We start from the raw sequence: 20,683 nt of genomic DNA, 5'->3' as shown, positions 1-20,683 counted from the left end.
AATGCGCGATATCAAACCTATCAATATGCTCTCCGTGGTCATCCCGGTTTATAACGAACAGGAAAGCCTGCCGGAATTGCTGCAGCGGACCAGCGCGGCATGTGACGCCATTGAAATTGAGTATGAAATTCTGCTGGTGGATGACGGCAGCAGTGACCGCTCAGCCGAACTGATTGAACAGGCTGCCATCATTCCCGGCAGCCGCATAACGGGCGTACTGCTCAATCGCAACTACGGTCAGCACTCCGCCATTATGGCCGGATTCAGCCAGGTCCGTGGCGATCTGATTGTGACACTGGATGCCGATCTGCAGAACCCTCCGGAAGAGATCCCGCGCCTGGTTGAAGCTGCGCGTCAGGGGTATGACGTGGTGGGTACCGTTCGTCAGCAGCGTCAGGATACCTGGTTCCGTCGCAAGGCCTCGCGCACACTCAACCGGCTGATTCAGCGGGTAACCGGCAAAGCGATGGGCGATTACGGTTGTATGTTGCGTGCCTATCGTCGGCATATCGTCGAGGCGATGCTCAATTGTCACGAACGCAGTACGTTCATTCCGATTCTGGCCAACACCTTTGCCCGAAACACCATTGAACTGCCGGTACTCCACGCCGAGCGGGCCTTTGGCGATTCGAAATACAGCTTTATGCGCCTGATCAACCTGATGTACGACCTGGTGACCTGCCTGACCACCACGCCGCTGCGATTGCTCAGCGTAGTAGGCAGCCTTATTGCTCTCTCCGGCTTCGCTTTCTCGCTGGTGCTTATCGTATTGCGACTCTTTTTTGGTGCGGCATGGGCGGGAGATGGTGTTTTCGTCTTGTTCGCCGTGCTGTTCATGTTTATCGGTGCCCAGTTTGTGGGTATGGGACTGCTCGGGGAGTATATCGGGCGAATTTATAACGACGTTCGGGCGCGTCCGCGCTATTTCGTTCAACGCATTGTTCAGGCTCCTGAAGAGCCTTCAGTACAGGATACTCAATCATGAAGACCGTTGTTTTCGCCTATCACGATCTGGGCTGTGTCGGCATCAATGCACTGCTTAGCGCAGGCTATGAGATCACCGCCATTTTTACACACAACGATGTGGCTACCGAAAATCACTTTTTCGGCTCAGTCGCGCGTCTGGCGGCAGAGCACGGCATTCCGGTCTATGCACCGGACGAGGCGAATCACCCAATCTGGCTTGACCGCATCCGCACCATGGCGCCAGAAATGATCTTCTCCTTCTACTATCGCCATCTGCTGAGCGATGAGATCCTGCAATGCGCTGAAAAGGGGGCTTTTAACCTGCACGGTTCACTGCTGCCAAAATACCGCGGTCGGGCGCCACTTAACTGGGCGCTGGTCAACGGTGAGACGGAAACCGGCGTTACGTTACATCGCATGGTGAAGCGTGCGGATGCCGGTAATATTCTGGCGCAACAGAAGGTGGCCATTGAGGATGCAGACAACGCGCTGACGCTGCATCGTAAACTGACTCAGGCTGCAGAGCAGTTACTTAACGACGTCTTACCTCGCCTGCACACGGGTGAGGTCAGTGAGACGCCACAGGATGAGAGTCAGGCGACCTGTGTTGGCCGTCGCACGGCCGAAGATGGCCGCATCGACTGGAATCAACCCGCAGAGAAGATTCACAATCTGGTCAGAGCGGTTACCGATCCGTGGCCAGGCGCCTTCGCCTTCGCCGGTTCGGTTAAATTTATCGTCTGGAAGAGCCGGGTTCATACGCACCCGCATCAGGCGAAGCCAGGTACGGTGATTTCTAAGCAGCCATTCCTTATCGCCTGTGGTGAGGGTGCACTGGAAATTCTGACCGGACAGTCTGAGCATGGCGTTTACATGAATGGCAGCCAGCTGGCGCAAAGCCTGGGCATGGTGCCTGGCGCACTGCTCTATTCAAAACCGCAGTCGGCGCTGCAACGTCGTACACGCGTGCTCATCCTCGGGGTTAACGGCTTTATTGGTAACCATCTCACCGAGCGTTTATTACAGGATGAGCATTTTGAAGTCTATGGCCTGGATATCAGTTCAGACGCCATCAGCCGCTTCCTGGAACATCCGCGCTTCCATTTCGTTGAAGGGGATATCGCTATTCATTCCGAATGGATTGAGTATCACATCAAAAAATGTGATGTCATCCTGCCGCTGGTGGCGATCGCCACGCCGATTGAATACACCCGTAATCCGCTGCGCGTCTTTGAGCTCGATTTCGAAGAGAACCTGAAAATCATCCGTGACTGCGTGAAGTATCAGAAGCGCATTATTTTCCCATCCACCTCTGAAGTCTATGGCATGTGTACTGATGCCAGCTTCGATGAGGATAGCTCCAATCTGGTGGTCGGGCCGATCAACAAACAGCGCTGGATTTATTCGGTATCGAAACAGCTGCTGGACCGTGTGATCTGGGCTTATGGCGAAAAAGAGGGGCTGCGTTTTACCCTGTTCCGTCCGTTCAACTGGATGGGACCGCGTCTGGATAACCTCAATGCAGCACGCATCGGCAGTTCTCGCGCGATCACGCAACTTATCCTCAATCTGGTTGAAGGTTCACCGATTAAGCTGATCGACGGCGGCAAACAAAAGCGCTGCTTTACCGATATTCAGGATGGTGTGGAAGCATTGTTCCGCATTATCGAAAACAAGCAGCAGAATTGTGATGGTCAGATCATCAACATCGGTAATCCGGACAATGAAGCCAGTATCAAAGAACTGGCGGAGCAGTTGCTGGCCAGCTTCGAGCGTCACCCGCTGCGCAGCCAGTTCCCGCCGTTTGCCGGTTTCCGCGAAGTGGAAAGCAGCAGTTACTACGGTAAAGGCTATCAGGATGTGGAGCACCGCAAACCGGCTATCCGCAATGCGCGTCGCTTACTTGGCTGGACGCCAACCGTCACGATGGATGTCACTATCGACAACACGCTCGATTTCTTCCTGCGTACCGTTGAGCAACAGGCTGATAAGTGATGAAGAAGATCGGTCTGCGGATTGACGTAGATACCTGGCGCGGCACGAAGCAGGGTGTGCCGGCGCTGCTTGAGCTCTTCCAGCGTCACGCAGTGCGGGCCAGCTTTTTCTTCAGCGTGGGACCGGACAACATGGGCCGCCATCTCTGGCGGCTGGTGAAACCGGCGTTTCTGATGAAAATGCTGCGCTCCCGCGCCGCATCACTTTATGGCTGGGACATTTTGCTCGCCGGAACGGCCTGGCCGGGAAAGCAGATGGGCCGTGGCCTGCGGAACATTATGCAGGATGCCACACGTCAGCATGAAGTCGGTCTGCATGCCTGGGACCACTTTGCCTGGCAGACCTGGGCGGGGGTCTGGCCGCAGGATAAACTGGTTGAGCAGATAGCACGCGGCACCGAAACGCTCAGTGAAATCCTTGGTCATCCTGTTAGCTGTTCGGCCGTTGCAGGCTGGCGTGCTGATGGTCGGGTCGTTGCCGCCAAACAGGATTTTGGCTTTCACTACAACAGTGACTGCCGCGGCAGCGGGCCATTCAGGCCCATACTGCCAGATGGCCAGATCGGCACTGTACAGATTCCGGTGACGTTACCCACATGGGATGAAGTGGTTGGCCGTGAGGTCAGCGCAGAAGGCTATAACGATTACATTCTGGCGAAAATGCTCGCTTCTGATGATGGCGCTGTCTATACCGTGCATGCCGAAGTGGAGGGGATTATTGGCTTACCAGACTTCGACAAATTGCTGAATGCAGCAACCCGTAATGGCATTCAGTTCTGTCCGTTAAGCGAGCTATTGCCCGACGACCTGAGCACCTTACCCGTGGGAAGGATCGTCAGAGGTGAAATTCCCGGACGGGAAGGGTGGCTGGGCTGCCAGAAACTGACTAAAGAGGCGAACTAGTGCGGATACATAAGAACACGAAGTGGCTCATTTTTTTTAGCTTTTTCATTCTCTATTACCTTCTGCCGCCTATGTTCCGCGACCTCTGGCAACCGGATGAGACGCGTTACGCAGAGATCAGCCGGGAGATGCTGGCAACCGGTAACTGGGTGACACCACACTTCTTCGGTCTTCGCTATTTTGAAAAACCGATTGCGGGTTACTGGATAAACTCACTGGGCCAATGGCTTTTCGGCCATAACAATTTTGGTGTACGAGCAGGATCAATATTCTCAACAGCGATAACCGCCGCGTTGATCTTCTGGCTCGGCAGGCGGATGTTTGGTTCGGTCCGCACCGCTGCTGTGGGTTCTCTGATTTTCCTGAGTTCACTGCTGGTTTATGGCGTTGGCACCTACGCCGTGCTCGATCCGATGCTGATGCTCTGGCTGGCGGCTGCAATGTGCAGCTTCTGGCTGGCGACGGAGGCCAGCGGCCGAGCCGGGCGCGCGGGCGGCTATCTGCTGCTGGGTCTCGCCTGCGGCATGGGATTCATGACCAAAGGATTCCTGGCACTGGCGCTACCGGTGCTGGCGATTCTGCCATGGGTGATCTGGCGAAAGAGAATACCTGAGCTGCTTTGCTTCGGGCCGCTGGCGATTCTCTCTGCCGCAGCAATCAGCGCACCCTGGGCGCTGGCGATCTATCATCAGGCCCCTGATTTCTGGCACTACTTCTTCTGGATTGAGCATATTCAGCGCTTTGCAGAAGATAATGCACAGCACAAAGCCCCTTTCTGGTACTACCTGCCGGTTCTGCTGCTGGGAACGCTACCGTGGCTGGCGCTGTTACCGGGTGCACTGATGACAGGCTGGCGCGAGCGTCAGCAGAATCCCGGCGCACTGTATCTGTTGAGCTGGACGGTGATGCCGCTGCTGTTTTTCAGTCTGGCAAAAGGCAAGCTGCCGACCTATATCCTGCCCTGTTTTGTGCCGCTGTCGCTGCTGATGGCCCATTATGGGCTGAACGCGGCGCAGCGGGCAGGGCGCGCATTAACCGTTAATGGCTGGATCAACCTGATTTTCGGCATCCTCACGCTGGCAACTGTGCTATTGGTGCTCGCGCCCTGGAGCGTAACGCATCACCCCCTGTTTGCTACTCATGAGATGCTGAAGCTGGGACTGGGAGCGCTGGCGTTTCTCATCTGGGGACTGGCGGGCGCATACAGCTGCCGATTTTCACAACGCCGCTGGCTGGTGGCCGCGCTTTGCCCGCTGGGGGTCGCTCTCTTTATTGGCTCAGCTATCCCGGATAAAATCCGTGATGCCAAACAGCCGCAACACTTTGTCTCTGTGATCAGCGAGCGTCTGGCATCCAGTCATTTTATTCTGGCGGACAATCCGGGCGTGGCATCTGCCGCAGCCTGGCACCTGCAACGCAGTGATATCGGCTTCTATGATAATAAAGGTGAGCTGCAATATGGGCTGAGCTATCCGGATGCACAATCCCGCTTTGTCTCTCAGGCAGATTTCGGCGGCTGGCTTGCCGATCATCGCCGCATGGGAAGCGTGTCACTGCTGTTACTGGTTGATTCCCCACACAGTGATATTGGCGAGGATGTGCCGGTTCCGGATGAGGTCTATCGCCAGGGCCGGCTGGTCTGCCTTTATTACGGTCAGATGAAGTAAATGCTACTGCTGATTGTGCTGGTGAGTCTGCTCAGCTGCAGCGCGCAGCTGTGTCAGAAACAGGCGACCCATGCGGCATCAGGCCGCATCCGCTTAAGCTGGATTGGCGTAAGCGTGCTGCTGTTAGGTATCGCAATGCTCCTCTGGCTGCTGGTGCTGCAGCGGGTGCCCGTCAGCCAAGCGTATCCCATGCTGAGCCTTAATTTCATCTTCGTTGCGCTGGCCGGACGCATTTTGTGGCGCGAACGGCTAACGCTTCGTCAGATTTCAGGCACGCTGCTGGTGGTGACGGGCGTCGCGCTAATGGCGAGCCAGCTATGAATATGAAAGGGTACGGATGGGTCGCATGTAGCGTGCTGCTGGTCTCAGCGGCACAGCTGATGATGCGCTGGGCGATGCCGCGCCTGCCCGATGTCAGTAGCCTGACGTCGCTGCCAACAGTTGCCATACTGCCTGCCTTTTTGCTGCTGGCCGGGTTGGGAGCTTATGCTGTTTCCATGCTCTGCTGGATTCGGGCGCTGCACTATTTTCCGCTTAATCGGGTCTATCCACTGCTCAGCCTGAGTTACGTGCTGGTCTGGCTGGTGGCGGTTTGCTTACCGGTATTTCACGAAGCATTTAGCTGGCGTAGCTTAGCTGGTGTGGTGATTATTGTAATCGGGCTACTGTGCATTGTTGTTAAGCCCTGAACATTCTGTATTTTACTATTTCCGCAATGAACACCGTTTTTATTAACGTTTCCGGGCGGTAATTAATGCCGTCATAATGGATTATTTAGCGTTTTCATGATAAATATCCATTTTGTTATCGTTTTCGGGCGACGGATAAAGGATTCAACATGCTGGTTGGCTTTAGCGCACTGTGCGAACGTTATGCTATCAAACTGGCGCAGCCCTTACGCGTGAAGTCAGCTATCGGAACCGTACGCTCTCATCATGAAGGCCAGGGACAGGTAGAAAATTATTATCCACCAGGCTATCAGCCGGAAGATGATTTTGCGGGTCACTTTGCCTTTGGTCTCAAGTACGAAGAGATCCATCTGGAGTTTTTCGCACGCCTGTTTACGACTATCGGACCACAACCTTTGGAAGCGTGGTGTCGGCAGGAACCGTTCGGACAGTATGCGCGACGGGCCGGCTTTCTCTATGAATGGCTGACTGGTAATACCTTACAGGTACCGGACGTCACCAACGGAGGCTATGTTGAGGCGATTTCATCCAAAGCGTATCTGACCCGAACGACCGTGAACCGTAACAGGCGCTGGCGCATCAATAATAATCTGCCAGGATCCGCTGATTTCTGCCCGCTGGTGCGCAGAACCGCAGCCATTGAGCAGGCGCTCACGTTCGATCTCAACGATGCTTTGCATGATCTGGATAACACCTTTGGCGCGGATATTCTGATGCGCACCGCCAACTGGCTGACATTTAAAGAGTCACGTGCCAGTTTCCTGATTGAGAAAGAGGCGGACCAGGGCGATCGTATTCAACGATTTGCCCACGTTATCGCGCAGTATTGCGGCCAGCTTGAGGATCCACTCAGCGATGCCAGCCTGCATAAAATACAGCAGGGCATTCTCGGGCAGGATGCGCTGGGATTGGGGCTGCGACGTTCGCCCGTGTTTGTCGGACAGTCGACCATGCGTGAAGATATCGTCCACTATATTGCGCCACACTATGATGATGTTCCGCGCTTTATGAATGGGCTTAAAGCCTTTGAGCAGGCTACGCGGGGTGCCGCACCACTGGCTCGTGCGGGGGTTATCGCGTTTGGCTTTGTCTATATCCATCCGATGCGCGACGGCAATGGCCGCATCCACCGTTTTTTAATCAATGACACACTGATTCGTGATGGGGCGATACCGGATGGCGTGATCCTGCCGGTTTCAGCCACCATCACCAGTTCGATGGATTTTCGGGTCGGTTACGATCGCACGCTGGACGTATTTTCTAAACGGCTAATGCGGCGCTATGCAGGCTGCTATCGGTTTGGCGAGTTGAAAACCTATGAAGATGGCACGCGGAGTAATTTCACTTTCACCGACTATGAGGATGCCCGTTTCGCCTGGCGTTATCCCGACTTAACCGAGCATGTGCTCTATACCTGCAGAGTCATCGAACACACGGTCCGAACTGAGATGGCTGATGAAGCGCGCGTATTGGTGATATTTCAGCGCGCTCAACAGCAGCTGAAGGAGGTCGTTGAGATGCCTGATCAGGACGCCAGTCGTATTATCCGTTCGCTGAAAGAAAATGGCTGGCAGATTTCTGGCAAGCTCAAAAAAACGTTCCCGCTGCTGGACGACACAACGACTGCACAACGGATTGTGGAAGCGGTCAGGTCAGCGTTTGAGACCCACACAGACTAAGTATTCAGGTGTCATGTGAGGTCGCTGAGCACTGCATTTAGCAGAGCGGTTTAAGTTTTGTGGCCAGCGCACCTATATCGCTGACAATCAAATCCGGTGCAGGTGCCAGCGGGTAAAGTGCCTGTCCTTTGCGGGTAACAAATGCGGTTTTCATTCCTGCGCGTTTTGCTCCACCCACATCCCAGCCATGAGCAGCCACCATCATGCACTGTGATGCAGGCTGATCCATTTCCTGCATTGCCCAATGATACACTTTCAGATCGGGCTTATAAACCTGCACCTGTTCCACACTGAGAATGCGCGTGAACAGCCGAGCCAGTCCGGCAGAACTGAGCTGCTTTTCGGCCAGTGCCGCAGAAGAGTTGGTCAGCGCGACCAGTGTAAATCCCTGTTGCTGCAGAGCACTCAGTCCTGCGGCGACATCAGGATGGGCTGGCATGGCTGCGATAATGTCAGCCAGCGGTGTTGCGTCTGGAGGCAGAGTAATACCATAGCGTGTGGCGGTCATCTGCAGCACTGCTTCGGCGATATCACCAAAGTTATGCCAGCTGCCGGTCACAGACTCCACGAGTGAATGATGTAACAGCGAGGTAAACCAGGCTTCAGCACGTTCCGGTAGGTCACCGAGTCGCTGCGCGACAACCCGGTTCAGCTCAGTGGTATCCAGCAGGGTCTCATTGACATCAAAAAACAGGGTGCCGCTGTAGGGTGCGGGGTTATGACTGTCGGTCATCGTGCCTCCGGTTGGTTTAATGGATGTGACAGGTGAGGCGTTAAAGACGCTTTCTGAAGGTAGAACACCGGTGAGGATTGCTCAACATCGGGTGCTGCGATAGTTTAAAATCAAACTGGAAAATCTGATGTGATTCAGGAAATTAGTCATGCGCATAATACTAATTATGTTAAACATCGTGCCCGACTGGGCGATTCTTAATCGAAAAGCACTTTACCTTTTTTAGCCGAATCCATTGCTCTTCCGGATTCCTTAGGAACAACAAACGCCTGCCGTACCCATATCGCCCGTGGCTTGGGTTGATGCGACAAGGCTATTCAACGTGATGGCGTTATCCTCGTGGCTATGTTTGTCTGTAAGCATAACCTCGTCTTCCTCCTTTTCTGACGCATCCGGCGGCAATACCAGACAGGTAAAATCAGCAAAGGGAACGCGAAGTCACTCACTCCGCCAGTCCCCCACCCATTCGCTCATCGCCGCAAAGCCATAGACGGCACCAGCCGAACCCGGATTTGCCGTCTGACCCTAACCGGTTAATCCTTTCTCGTAATTTTCGCAGAATCCGCCGCCGGCATATAAAGGGCAAGCAGACATAATCACCGACTTCAATTCGCTCAACCCAAACTACGCCCGGCCCTTACTTACTTCTTATCCAGCGACCAGGTCGCGCTGCGGATATCCACCTTCACCGGCAACAGACCAATCCGGGTAAAGGTATCCGCCAGTGCCTGCTGCTGCGTAAAGACTTCAGGCGTCATCCGTTCTGCACCAAACGGCATCCTTGCCAGCGCCTGCTGCCAGATCGGCTGGGGCAGACCGGTTGAGGTGGACATGATTTTAGCCGCCTCTTCATGATGCTGATTGGCCCACGTGCTAAGCGTGTCCAGCTCATCCACCACCTGGTCGGCGATTTGAGGATAAGTATCTGCGAACTTGCGACTGGCAAGATAGAAGGTGTAGTGCGGCACCAGTCCCTCGGCATTTTTAATCAGCCGGGCTTTAGCGTTGGTTTCCACTTCGGCGTAGTAAGGATCCCAGATGACCCAGGCATCCACCGCGCCACGCTGGAAAGCCGCGCGCGCATCGGCGGGCGGCAGATATACGGGTGTAATGTCCTTGTAGCTCAGCCCTGCCTTCTCCAGCGCGGTGACCAACAAATAGTTAACGTCAGAGCCTTTATTCAGCGCCACCCGCTTGCCTTTAAGATCCGCCACGCTTTTAATCGGGGAGTCTGCAGGCACCACAATCGCTTCGGTTTTAGGGTTAGCTGGCGAGTGTCCCAGATAAACCAGATCGGCCTGTGCGGCCTGGGCAAATGTCGGTGGCGCATCGCCGGTGGCGGCCAGATCGATACTGCCGATGTTTAAGCCCTCCAGCATCTGCGGCCCGGCCGGGAACTCAATCCAGTGCACCGCAATCCCCTGCTTCTTAAATTCCTGATCCAGCGTGCCGCGATATTTCAGCAGCGCGAAGATATTAGCTTTTTGAAAACCGATATTCACTGTATCGGGTTTCTCTGCAGCTGCCTGGGCGTTAAATGCAAAACCCGCCTGGGCGGCAATAATCATTGCGCTGAATAAAACTTTTTTCATCTCTCATTCCTGAGTCTGTTTGTTGTCAGCGCAACATAACAAACGCAGATTGAAGCGCTTAGCGAGGAAATGTTCGATACTTAGCTAAAAAAACGCTATGGATGCCAGACTGACTCGCGTACGCGAATAGCCCGACTGAATAACCCCAGCGCATAAAAGCGGTCAGCGATGGTTTGCTGTTCCCGGATGATGGCCAGGTTCATTCGCTGAGTCTGATGGCTGCGCCGGGCTAAGGCGTGCATCAGTGAGGTTGCAGAAATGCCAAGCTCGCTGGAGAGCAACGCGGCGGCTTCAGTATGGTGTGCATCAATGTAGCGGCCCGTCTGTTCCAGGGCGGTGAGCAGGATCTGCAACAGATCGCCCGACTGCGCAGCAAATCCGCGTTCGGCAAGGTAAAACTGATGATTATTGACCCGACCAGTGCCATCCGCTATCACCCTGAACTGTCCGCTGTTCTCAGCATCACTGAGGAGCGGATCCCACATCATCCAGGCATCTACCGCGCTGAGGTCGCTGGGCGTCAGTGGATATTTGGGGGGGGCATAGACAATGCGTACCTCATCCAGCGCTAATCCCGCCTCATCCAGGATTTGCAGCAGCAGATAGTGGACATTAGAACCACGATTCACGGCGATGCGTTTGCCTCTGAGATCGCCAATCTGCTGAACCGGGCTATTAGTGGGTACCAGCAGTGCCACGCTCTGCGGAGCGGCAGGTTCCCAGGCGACATAGACCATCGGGCTGTTGCTGGCTTGCGCAAACAAGGGAGGAACTTCGCCGGTGGTCCCGAAATCGACCTCCTTATTGCTCAGCGCATGGAGGAGCTGTGGACCCGCTGGAAACTCGCTCCACAGCACGCTGACGCCCTGATCGCTCAGCTGCTGCTCAAGCGACTGACGCGCTTTCAGAATGCCAAGGTTGCCAAACTTCTGATAACCGATACGCAGTTCACGCTCCTGCTGAGGCTGATGATGAGGAGAGGCGTCGCGCTGACGCAATGAGGTGCGGCGGGGTTTAATCACACCCAGATGCCCCAGCTGGGTACGCAGTGTATGACGGCTGATGCCCAGCAGCGCGGCCGCCTGTAACTGATTACCCTGCGTGAGTTCCAGCGCATTTTTTACCAGCGCGGCGATCACTCGTGGATAGAGTGGCGTCTCACTCTGCTGCATCTGCTGACGTAAAAACTGGTCGAGCGCCTCCTCACCGGAGGGTAAATCGCTGCCAGCAATGGCGTTCAGCCGCAGCTGTTGCGGCGTGACCAGCGAGGTCCTGCTGAGTAGCACCGCATTGTGCAGCGTGTTCTCCAGCTCACGGATATTACCCGGCCAGCTGTAGTCCATTAGCGTGGCGACAGCATCTTCACTCAGCCGTAACTGAGGACGTCCCAGACGTCGCGCATAGAGTTGCAGAAAATGACTGGCCAGCACCGGAATATCTTCGCAGCGCTGGCGCAGCGGCGGCAGTGTGACGCTGGCGACATTGAGACGGTAGTAGAGGTCTTCCCGGAACCGCCGTTCACGAATCGCCACAGTCAGATCCCGGTTAGTGGCCGCAATCACCCGCACATTGACCTTTATCGCTTTAGACGAGCCCACGCGAGTGATCTCGCGCTCCTGGAGTACGCGCAGGAGCTTCACCTGCAGCGACGGACTGAGTTCACCGACTTCATCCAGCAGCAGCGTGCCGCCTTCTGCTGCTTCAAACCAGCCACGATGGCGATCCTGCGCGCCGGTAAAGGCCCCTTTCTCATGACCGAACAGCTCTGACTCCGCCAGGCTCTCGGTGAGTGCCCCGCAGTTGACCGCCAGAAATGGCTGCCGGCTGCGGGCGCTATGATGATGCAGATAGCGCGCCATCACCTCTTTGCCGGTGCCGGTTTCACCGATGATCAACACCGTTGCATCGGTAGGTGCGAGCTGATCCAGTACGCTTTTAAAGGCGCGCGATGCGGGATCAATTAACTCAGGGCTGGATATCTGCATCTTGTTTACCGGATTAACAGGAAAGCCATGACCATACCGCGTGGCAGTGGCGGAAACGAGGGGGCGAAACGAGCCGGGTTGTTGCCATTACAGCAGTCTGCAGCTTTATCTGCCGCAAATGCAGCAGGATAGCGCAATTCCTGATTGTCATAACTTACTGAAGTTTAAGTATAAAAAAACAAAATGCACACTGGCACACATTCTGCAAATAGCGATATAACCAAAGGGTTAGTCCCTATGTAATAAATTCAAATATCGTTATAAAGGAATTTGCTAATGAGCCATGCGACAAAGGAAAATCTTAACCTTTTCTGGTTTCTGCCCACCCACGGTGATGGACGCTATCTGGGCACCACAGAAGGCGGCAGATCGGTTGATTTACCCTATTTACAGCAGATTGCGCTGGCGGCAGATAATCTGGGCTACTACGGTGTATTAATCCCGACCGGTAAAAGCTGCGAGGATTCATGGCTGGTCGCCTCGGCCCTGGCGCCGGTCACCAAAACGCTGCGCTATTTAGTGGCGGTTCGCCCTGGTCTGCAACCGCCGAGCCTGGCGGCGCGGATGGCGGCCACGCTGGATCGTCTATCCGGCGGACGTCTGCTGATTAACGTGGTTACAGGTGGCGATCCGGTGGAGAACAAAGGTGACGGTATCTTTCTGAGCCATGAAGAGCGTTATGCAGTGACCCGGGAGTTTCTTGAAGTTTACTCCCGCCTGATGAAAGGCGAGAAGGTCGACTTTGCGGGCGAGCATATCCGCGTAGAAGGCGCAGAAATTCTTTTCCCGCCGGTGCAGGAAAAGGGCCCGCCGCTCTATTTTGGTGGCTCGTCAGATGCGGCAATTGATGTTGCAGCGAATCAGATCGACACCTATCTGACATGGGGCGAGCCGGTTGAACAGGTGGCGGAAAAGCTGGCGGTGGTGCGTCAGCGAGCGCAGGAGAGCGGCCGTACTCTCTCTTATGGCATCCGGTTGCATGTCATTGTCCGTGAAACCGAAGAGGAGGCCTGGGCGGCTGCGGATCGGCTGATCTCTTATCTGGATGAAGAGACTATCGCCGCCGCGCAGAAGATCTTTGCGCGTATGGATTCAGCCGGACAGGCACGGATGAGTGCATTACATCAGGGCTCGCGAGAGAGCCTGCGCATCGCTCCTAATCTCTGGGCTGGCGTCGGTCTTGTGCGCGGCGGTGCCGGAACCGCACTGGTGGGCAATCCGCAGCAGGTTGCCGATCGCATCCGGGAGTATCAGGCGCTGGGCATCGGGAACTTTATTTTCTCGGGCTATCCGCATCTCGAAGAGGCACACCGCTTTGCTGAACTGGTGATGCCGCTATTGCCGCTGGCCGCCAATACCGAAAAGAAACAGCGCAGCGTGAACACAGGTCCGTTTGGTGAAACCATTGGCGGTGACCGTCGTCCTGACAAACAGGCCAGCGCCAGTTAGCCAGTTAAAAGAAGAGAAGGCTTGTGTATGTTACAACAGCAGATTGTCATTATCGGCGGTGGGTTCACCGGTACCGCGCTGGCGATCCATCTGGCCCGGCTGGGTGAGTCGGGATTGCAGGTAACGGTCATTGAACCGCGCGCGCAGCTTGCGCAGGGCGTGGCATATGGCACTACCGATCCAGCTCACCGCATTAATGTGCCAGCCGCCAGAATGCAGCTTGCAGGTGATGACGAGGGTGCATTCGACCGCGACTATCGCGCATCACCGGCTTTTAGCGCCGATCCGCAGGCACTGTGGCATGACGATAATGTTTACCCGCAACGTGGTGAGTTTGGTCGCTGGGTCAATGCGCAGTTTGAGTCTCAACAGCAGCGCTCACCAGTGAAACTTAACCATCTTCGTGACAGTGCGGTCGCTTTTAAGAATGGGGTGGTGACCACGGCTTCTGGGCAGCAGATCCGGGCCGATCAGGTCGTGCTAGCGATCAGCCATCCACCGCCGGACCTTCCTGTTCTGCTGAAGTCGCTTCAGGACCATCCGGGATTGATTGCTAACCCGTGGCAGAGCGATGCGCTGGCACAAGTCGCCCCTGACGATCGGGTAGCAATCATCGGGTCAGGTCTGACGATGTCAGATGTGGTGGCGTCGCTACATCGTCAGAAGCATCGTGGAGCGATCACCGCTTTCTCCCGCCGTGGACAGCTTCCGCGTGCAAACCTCAGTGGCAGTTCAGAGAATTACACGCTGGATTACAGTCAGCCGCAGACTGCTACCGTGCGCAGTTGGTTACATCGGGTGCGTCAGGAAGTCAGAAATGCGGCGGCGATGAATCTGCCCTGGCAGCTGGTACTGGATGACATCCGCCGTAACGGTCAGCGCATCTGGCAGAGTCTGTCGCTGCACGAGCAGCAACGCTTTCTGCATCATCTTCGCCCCTGGTGGGACGTCCATCGCTACCGGATTGCACCGCAGGTGAGCCAGGTTCTCAGCCAGCAGCAGGCCAGCGGTCAGCTGTCGTTGCTGGCGGCGCGCCTGATCGCAGCCGAATCGGGTGGCGAAACGCTCCGGCTGACGCTGCGCCTGCGTGGCGCGCAATCGCATATGCTCGAGGTAGAGAAAGTGATCGTCACCACCGGCCCCGCGCACAACGCTCTGCTTAACAGCAACGCGCTGTTGAGACAGCTGCAGGGTGACGGCGTGATTCAGCCCGATCCGCTGGCGCTGGGAATCCATATTAATGCGCTGTCACAGACGCTGAATGTTAACGGTGAAGCGAATTCCAGTCTCTACGTCGCCGGGCCTGCCGCTCGGGGTCGTTTTGGCGAGCTGATGGGATTACCGCAGGTGGCGGAACATGCTGAATCTGTCGCACGGCAACTGCTTAGCACCCCGCCGCTGTCGTTCAGCGAGCGATGTCCTGGCTCACTGACTTACTAAATCCCCGACCTTAAACCACATTATAAATAGTGGGCGGCAAGCGATTGCCGCATCCGCTCAGGAGTCGCTATGTCATCGCAACGTGAAATTCGCCTGAATGCTTTTGATATGAACTGTGTCGGTCATCAGTCACCCGGCTTGTGGGCGCATCCCCGTGACCGCTCATGGCAGTACAAAGACCTGGAGTACTGGACCGATTTAGCGCGCCTGCTGGAGCGCGGTAAGTTTGATGGGCTGTTTATTGCTGACGTGCTGGGTGTCTATGACGTGCTCAACGGTAATAACCATGCCGCTATCCGTCAGGCTACGCAGGTGCCGGTAAATGATCCGCTGGCGTTAATCACGCCGATGGCCATGGTGACAGAACATCTGGGCTTTGGCCTGACTGCCTCGCTCTCCTTTGAACATCCCTACCCGTTTGCGCGACGGATCTCGACCCTGGATCATCTGACCAAAGGTCGCATTGGCTGGAATATTGTGACCTCCTATCTTGAAAGTGGTGCGCGCAATATCGGGCATCAGGCTCAGACGGACCACGATGCGCGCTACGACTATGCCGATGAGTATCTGCAGGTCATCTATAAGCTGCTGGAAGGTAGCTGGGAAGACGGTGCTGTCCTGCGCGATCGTGAACGTCAGATTTTCAGCGACCCGAAAAAAATCCATCCGATTAATCATCAGGGCACGTTTTTCCAGGTGCCGGGCATTCATCTTTGCGAGCCGTCACCGCAGCGCACGCCGGTGCTTTATCAGGCCGGTGCCTCCAGCCGCGGTAAAGCCTTTGCAGCTGAGCATGCTGAATGTGTATTTGTCGCGGCACCGTCAAAAGTGCTGCTAAAGAAAACCGTAGCGGATATTCGACAAAGGGCTGCAGAGGCAGGACGCGATCCGCGTTCAATACTGATCTTCAATCTGCAGACGGTTATTGTGGGTGAAACCGACCTGGCGGCGCAGGCGAAATGGCAGGAGTACAAAAGCTATGTCAGTTACGAAGGCGCGCTGGCGCTGATCTCGGGCTGGACAGGTATCGATTTCGGGCAGTATCAGCCGGATCAGGTACTGAAGCATCTCCATACCAATGCCATTCAGTCGGCGGTTGAGACATTCTCTACTGCCGATCCTCATCGGCAGTGGACGGTGCAGGGTCTGGCAGACTGGGTGGGCATTGGCGGCTTTGGTCCGCTGCTGGCAGGCAGCGCCGAAACCGTGGCTGATGAATTGCAGAGCTGGATTGAAGAAACCGACGTTGACGGGTTTAACCTCGCCTACGCCGTGACGCATGAGACTTTCACAGATGTGGTGGAATTGCTGGTGCCGGAACTGCAAAAGCGTGGCGTCTACAAACAGCACTATCAGCCCGGCACGCTGCGTGAAAAGTTGTTTGGACAGGGGCCACGACTGGCCTTGCCGCATCCAGGGGCCGGTTATCGTCGGACCGCGGACATAGAACAGCAGATAAACAGCGCCGAAATGTCGGGATGAGACGGGACGTTCACTGCCAGGCGTCATGCCTGAACCCACGCTTTATGGGCTGGCAGTAAACCGTGATTTTCAGGTTTTAAAACACAAATGCTTTGCTTCTCACCGGATGAATCCAGCTATTCATCCGGCTTTTGTCGTGAACAGTTTATGTAAATAACTTATTGAATATACTGAAATAGTTATCTTTATTTGTTGGTTGTTAGCTGGCCCGGAAATGCCTATAAAACCCTCGTTACCTGCTGAATATAATAACGAGGATACGATGAGTACTTTAAATATTGACGACACCCTGACCGCCCCGCCGCCTCACTCCTCACCGGTTGGTTCGGTGAGTGATGTGGCCCGGCTTATCAACAGTCATACAGAGAAAAATAGCTATGCCCGCTGGATCGTTTTCCTGGCACTGGGGGGCGTGTTTCTCGATGCTTACGATCTCACCACGCTCTCCTATGGTATTGACGATGTAGTGAAAGAGTTTGGCTTAACCCCAGTCCTGACCGGACTGGTGACCTCTTCGATTATGATTGGCACCATCGTCGGTAATCTGGTCGGCGGCTGGCTGACTGATAAATATGGCCGCTACTCAGTGTTTATGGCGGACATGCTGTTCTTTGTGGTTTCGGCTATAGCTGCGGGCCTGGCACCCAATGTCTGGGTGTTGATCGGAGCGCGCTTTCTGATGGGAATCGGAGTAGGAATCGATCTGCCGGTGGCCATGGCCTATCTGGCGGAGTTCTCTAAATTCTCCGGCAAGGGAAACAAAGCGTCGCGGCTCGCGGCCTGGTGTCCGATGTGGTATGCCGCCTCATCAGTCTGCTTCTTTATTATTTTTGCACTCTATTTCCTGCTGCCCGCTGAACACATCGACTGGCTGTGGCGTGCCTCGCTGCTGTTTGGTGCCGTACCGGCGCTGCTGATTATCGCGGTGCGCAGTAAGTTTATGAATGAGTCACCACTGTGGGCAGCTAATCAGGGCGATCTGAGCGGCGCCGTGCGTATTCTGCGTGACTCCTACGGCATTGTTGCGCATGAGGAGCAGACCGCTAAAGCCGAAACTATTAAAGCGACACCGAAAGTGCGTATCCGCGTACTGTTTCAGAAGCCTTACCTGGAACGTACCGTCGTCAGCGCAGTGATGAACGTCTGTATCTCGTTTGAGTACACTGCCATTGCTTTCTTCCTGCCCTCCATTCTGGCGCAGTTCCTTGGGGCGGGCGTCTTTGAGACGATTTCCGCTTCGCTGGGTCTGAATGCGTTGTTTGCTTTTACCGGCGGTTTGCTTGGCATGCGGCTGGCCTGGAAATTCCCTTCACGGCATGTGGCGATTGCCGGCTTTGCGCTGCAGTTTATCGCGTTGATTTCGCTGGCACTGATCGGTCATCCGCAGGCCACCCTCGGTGTGGTGTTTGCTGTACTGTTGCTGGGACTCTGGCTGTTTGCCGAAGGATTTGGACCTGGCGCACAGTTAATGATCTATCCGGCGCTCTCCTATCCGACCCACATTCGTGCAACCGGTGTTGGTTTTAGTCGCTCGCTCTCTGGCATCGGAAGTGCGCTGGCGTTGTTTATCCTGCCAGTTTTGCAGGCTCGTTATGGCACTAATATGTTCTGGATTGTATCTCTTGCCGCCCTTATTCCCATTTTTTTCCTGTTGATTATCCGGTTTGAACCGACCCGACAGGACATTGATGAACACCCCGAATCAGGAGAAGATCATGTCTGAATTAAGTCGCACTGAATTTGCCGCACTGACCGAACAGTTCAGGCCACTGTTTATCCGCATTGCTGAGGGTGCCGCCGCACGTGAAGCCGATCGCACTCTGCTGCATGAGCCGATTCGCTGGCTGAAAGCGGCGCGATTCGGCATCCTGCGTATCCCAAAAGAGGAAGGTGGTTTTGGTGTTTCATTGCCGCAGCTCTTTTCCCTGCTGACTGGCCTGGCCGAGGCTGATTCGAATCTGCCGCAGGCACTGCGCGCGCACTTTGCCTTTATTGAAGATCGTCTGAACCAGCCAGAGAGTGAAGATCGGCGGCGCTGGTTTCGCCGTTTCGTGGATGGTGAGTTGGTGGGTAGCGGCTGGAGCGAGATCGGAGCGGTTAAGCTGGGTGAGGTCAACACTCAGGTCTCACCCACAGAGGGAGGATGGCGGATCAGTGGCGAAAAGTTTTACAGCACCGGCACACTTTATGCGGACTGGATTGATGTCTATGCAAAGCGTACTGACAACGGTCGTGACGTGATTGCCCTGGTAAACACCCATCAGAGTGAGGTGGAATGTGATGACGACTGGGATGGCTTCGGGCAGCGTCTGACCGGTAGCGGCACAACACGCTTTAATCATGCCTGTGTGGAGCAGCCGAACGTTTATGATTTCAGTGAGCGCTTTCGTTACCAGACCGCATTTTATCAGCATGTATTATTAGCCACGCTGGCGGGTATAGGCCGGGCCATAGTTCGTGATGTGTCTCAGGGTGTTGCGCACCGTAAGAGGATTTACAGCCACGGCAACGCGCCTCAGGTCAAACAGGATGTGCAGGTTTTACAGGTTGTCGGTCAGATCAGCAGCTGGACCTGGGCTGCTGAAGCCGCCGTGGATCGGGCGACCCACTCATTACAGCGGGCATTTGAACTGCAACTAAGCGGTGTTAAAGAAGCAGAGCTTCACGCGGCTAACGTACAGGCAGAGGTTGAGTCCGCCCGGGCGCAGGTGGTCGCGGTTGAGTTAGTGACGCGTGCCGCCACTGAATTCTTCAATGCCCTTGGCGCTTCCGATACCCGTGTCAGCAAGGCGCTGGACCGGCACTGGCGCAATGCCCGGACGGTCTCATCACATAATCCAGTGATCTACAAAATACGTAACGTGGGTGACTGGGAGGTAAACGGTAACGATCCGACGTTTATCTGGCAGATTGGTAACGGCGATTAAATATATTGTTGATGGAAAATGGGGTGCGGGAGTAACGTTCAGTCTGATAATTAAATTGAACGCTATCTGGTGTTTATTTTCACTTTACAGGTGCAATCGGAAAAAATTCGCGTCAGAATTTTTAGCCCCAATGGTTTTTATAATTTTCAGGTATTGAATTAATGTATTTGGGTTGTGTCATCAATTAACTGCCTGCCGGGACCGGGCGGCAGTTAATTGAAAATCCTGCAGTGCTGGAGTAGAAAAAACAGCTTCGTAATGCGAAGCTGGTTATCATCCTACCGAACGTGCTGTTAAGGCTGGCTCACAGGCTCTGGCATTGCTGAGGAGTGGTGAGTTGAAATCTTCCAGCCCTGACCATCCCAGACATAAGTAAACGTATAACGTGCTGTGACGTGCGTATGGTCTTTGAAGGTGAAAGTATAAACGCCGGTATCAATAGCCTTATTACAACCCATTCTGATGGTGCGCGAATCGATTTTGCCGATTGGACCTTTTTTCAGGAAGTCTTTGAAATAATCAATACGTTCCTGATCGGTTAATCGTACTTTATTTGAAATGGTTGGCAGTAAAACGGCATCGCTGACATATAACTCAGAGACTTTTGTCGCGTCGCCGGTTGCCAGAGAATCGTTCCATTTATCAAACAGGCTGGCGACATCCTGTTCAGACACTTTTATACAGGTAACCGGTTGCTGTGCTAACGTAATTGCTGGTGCAGTGATAAAGCCCAGAAGGCACAGTGCGAGTAAACTTTTTTTCATTATTTTGACACCTCATTTTTTTCCAGCGTAATCGCTGTACCACGCGATTGGCTGGAGTCACCGCCTGTGCTAAGTGAGGTAATAAAGAAATATCCAGCACCTTTTTTATCGGCTTCATTACTCATGGCATTTATGGCATGAGATTTCCCACCACGAACGCCCGAAATTGATATACGATCTTTAATCGTGTAATCACCTAATTCAGCACGCTGAACCAGTGTGGCAGCGAATGACGAACCTGTCAGTGCCAGTAATGAGAATAATAAGATTGCTTTTTTCATGGATTGAACCTCGATATCAGTAAGGTGATTAAATGCCTGGTAAGGAAAATAGCGGAATATTCTTAACAGCCAAAATTAAATCTTTAAAGTCTATGTAATTAGGTTTTTATGCTGAGGTTTGGAGTTTTTTTT

17 protein-coding genes are annotated in these 20,683 nt (G+C 54.4%); 12 read left to right on the top strand and 5 right to left on the bottom strand.

The features are described from left to right. The first annotated feature begins 1 nt into the window (after window position 1). From arnC to P2R09_RS00055, 7 genes are all read left to right on the top strand, one after another. On the top strand, window positions 2–985 hold the full coding sequence (gene arnC / locus P2R09_RS00085) for an undecaprenyl-phosphate 4-deoxy-4-formamido-L-arabinose transferase (RefSeq protein ID WP_275765769.1): 984 nt from the start codon (window positions 2–4) through the stop codon (window positions 983–985). Then, entirely contained in the window at window positions 982–2,961 is a 1,980-nt protein-coding gene (arnA, locus tag P2R09_RS00080) for a bifunctional UDP-4-amino-4-deoxy-L-arabinose formyltransferase/UDP-glucuronic acid oxidase ArnA (RefSeq protein WP_275765766.1), read from the top strand. Before arnC ends, arnA begins: the two co-directional genes overlap by 4 nt. After that, window positions 2,961–3,863, top strand: a complete 903-nt coding sequence (gene arnD, locus P2R09_RS00075) for a 4-deoxy-4-formamido-L-arabinose-phosphoundecaprenol deformylase (protein WP_275765763.1) — start codon at window positions 2,961–2,963, stop codon at window positions 3,861–3,863. Before arnA ends, arnD begins: the two co-directional genes overlap by 1 nt. Next, the gene (gene arnT, locus P2R09_RS00070; RefSeq protein WP_275765760.1) at window positions 3,863–5,530 is read left to right on the top strand and encodes a lipid IV(A) 4-amino-4-deoxy-L-arabinosyltransferase; all 1,668 of its coding nucleotides are present in this window, start codon (window positions 3,863–3,865) and stop codon (window positions 5,528–5,530) included. The genes arnD and arnT overlap by 1 nt, the downstream gene beginning before the upstream one ends. Then, window positions 5,531–5,851, top strand: a complete 321-nt coding sequence (gene arnE / locus P2R09_RS00065; protein ID WP_275765758.1) for a 4-amino-4-deoxy-L-arabinose-phosphoundecaprenol flippase subunit ArnE — start codon at window positions 5,531–5,533, stop codon at window positions 5,849–5,851. 2 nt (window positions 5,852–5,853) lie between these two features. Further along, on the top strand, window positions 5,854–6,219 hold the full coding sequence (gene arnF, locus P2R09_RS00060; protein ID WP_275766031.1) for a 4-amino-4-deoxy-L-arabinose-phosphoundecaprenol flippase subunit ArnF: 366 nt from the start codon (window positions 5,854–5,856) through the stop codon (window positions 6,217–6,219). Window positions 6,220–6,368: 149 nt separating this feature from the next. After that, a complete protein-coding gene (locus P2R09_RS00055) occupies window positions 6,369–7,898 on the top strand; it encodes a Fic family protein (protein ID WP_275765755.1) in 1,530 nt (509 codons plus the stop codon). A 37-nt stretch (window positions 7,899–7,935) separates the two neighbouring features. On the opposite strand, the gene P2R09_RS00050 is transcribed toward P2R09_RS00055, so the two are convergent. The 3 genes from P2R09_RS00050 to P2R09_RS00040 all read right to left on the bottom strand — a co-directional run bounded on the left by P2R09_RS00050 (window position 7,936) and on the right by P2R09_RS00040 (window position 12,208). Next, window positions 7,936–8,631, bottom strand: coding sequence for a haloacid dehalogenase type II (locus P2R09_RS00050; RefSeq protein ID WP_275765752.1), 696 nt, complete (start codon window positions 8,629–8,631; stop codon window positions 7,936–7,938). A 641-nt stretch (window positions 8,632–9,272) separates the two neighbouring features. Continuing rightward, window positions 9,273–10,199, bottom strand: a complete 927-nt coding sequence (locus P2R09_RS00045; protein WP_275766028.1) for a sulfonate ABC transporter substrate-binding protein — start codon at window positions 10,197–10,199, stop codon at window positions 9,273–9,275. Window positions 10,200–10,318: 119 nt separating this feature from the next. Then, window positions 10,319–12,208 carry a sigma-54-dependent Fis family transcriptional regulator gene (locus P2R09_RS00040; RefSeq protein WP_275765749.1) on the bottom strand — a complete coding sequence of 630 codons (1,890 nt, stop codon included), beginning with the start codon at window positions 12,206–12,208 and terminating at the stop codon, window positions 10,319–10,321. 276 nt (window positions 12,209–12,484) lie between these two features. On the opposite strand from P2R09_RS00040, the gene ssuD reads away from it, so the two are divergent. The 5 genes from ssuD to P2R09_RS00015 all read left to right on the top strand — a co-directional run bounded on the left by ssuD (window position 12,485) and on the right by P2R09_RS00015 (window position 19,506). Next, window positions 12,485–13,657 (top strand): FMNH2-dependent alkanesulfonate monooxygenase, encoded by a 1,173-nt coding sequence (gene ssuD / locus P2R09_RS00035; protein WP_275765746.1) that lies wholly within the window; start codon window positions 12,485–12,487, stop codon window positions 13,655–13,657. A 27-nt stretch (window positions 13,658–13,684) separates the two neighbouring features. Then, on the top strand, window positions 13,685–15,097 hold the full coding sequence (locus P2R09_RS00030; protein ID WP_275765743.1) for an FAD-dependent oxidoreductase: 1,413 nt from the start codon (window positions 13,685–13,687) through the stop codon (window positions 15,095–15,097). A gap of 69 nt (window positions 15,098–15,166) precedes the next feature. Next, window positions 15,167–16,579 carry an LLM class flavin-dependent oxidoreductase gene (locus P2R09_RS00025; protein ID WP_275765740.1) on the top strand — a complete coding sequence of 471 codons (1,413 nt, stop codon included), beginning with the start codon at window positions 15,167–15,169 and terminating at the stop codon, window positions 16,577–16,579. A gap of 262 nt (window positions 16,580–16,841) precedes the next feature. After that, complete coding sequence (locus P2R09_RS00020; protein WP_275765737.1) at window positions 16,842–18,302, top strand: MFS transporter; 1,461 nt, start codon at window positions 16,842–16,844, stop codon at window positions 18,300–18,302. Then, window positions 18,295–19,506, top strand: coding sequence for a monooxygenase (locus tag P2R09_RS00015; protein WP_275765735.1), 1,212 nt, complete (start codon window positions 18,295–18,297; stop codon window positions 19,504–19,506). Before P2R09_RS00020 ends, P2R09_RS00015 begins: the two co-directional genes overlap by 8 nt. Window positions 19,507–19,799: 293 nt before the next feature. Here the strand turns inward: P2R09_RS00015 and P2R09_RS00010 are convergent, their stop codons facing one another. Beyond that, the gene (locus P2R09_RS00010; protein ID WP_275765731.1) at window positions 19,800–20,270 is read right to left on the bottom strand and encodes an SgcJ/EcaC family oxidoreductase; all 471 of its coding nucleotides are present in this window, start codon (window positions 20,268–20,270) and stop codon (window positions 19,800–19,802) included. Then, the gene (locus tag P2R09_RS00005) at window positions 20,270–20,551 is read right to left on the bottom strand and encodes a YdgH/BhsA/McbA-like domain containing protein (protein WP_275765729.1); all 282 of its coding nucleotides are present in this window, start codon (window positions 20,549–20,551) and stop codon (window positions 20,270–20,272) included. The genes P2R09_RS00010 and P2R09_RS00005 overlap by 1 nt, the downstream gene beginning before the upstream one ends. Between the last annotated feature and the right edge of the window lie 132 nt (window positions 20,552–20,683).

This window comes from Pantoea sp. Cr_R13 (genome assembly GCF_029222565.1).
Taxonomy (GTDB): domain Bacteria; phylum Pseudomonadota; class Gammaproteobacteria; order Enterobacterales; family Enterobacteriaceae; genus Pantoea; species Pantoea eucalypti.
This window is presented reverse-complemented; position numbering and strand designations above follow the sequence as displayed.